Annotated in this window: 1 protein-coding gene; it reads left to right on the forward strand. The window is 56.5% G+C overall.

The annotated features are described in order from the left end of the window. Window positions 1–60: 60 nt before the first annotated feature. Window positions 61–510: ThiF family adenylyltransferase (locus ACWHAR_RS32310; RefSeq protein WP_452089081.1), on the forward strand; the 450-nt coding region annotated here is incomplete at its 3' end.

The raw sequence follows: 510 nt of genomic DNA on the forward strand, positions 1-510 counted from the left end.
ACGAATTCCGGAAAAGAACTACGGCATCGCCAGCACCCCTGAAGAAGGGAAGTTGACGATTTGACCGGCAGGTATTCAAGACAGGAGCTCTTTCACCCGATCGGACCGGACGGCCAGGAAAAATTAAGCCGCGCCCGCGTCCTCGTGATCGGTGCTGGGGCTTTGGGCGCGGCCAGCGCAGAAATGCTGGTGAGGGCCGGGGTCGGTTCGCTGACGATAGCCGACAGGGATTATGTGGAATGGAGCAATCTCCAGCGCCAGCAGCTCTATACGGAACAGGATGTGATTGATCATATGCCAAAGGCCGCCGCCGCTGAAAAAAGGCTGCGCCTGATCAACAGCTCTGTTCAAGTAACCGGAATCGTAGCGGATGTTACTGCGGAAAAAGCGCTCGAGCTTGCGGAGGAAGCGTCCCTGATCGTCGATGCGACGGATAATTTTGAAACACGGCTGATCATGAACGACGCGGCGGTCAAATTAGGCATCCCTTTCCTGTACGGCGCGTGTGTC

Source organism: Bacillus sp. LR--39 (assembly GCF_053613335.1).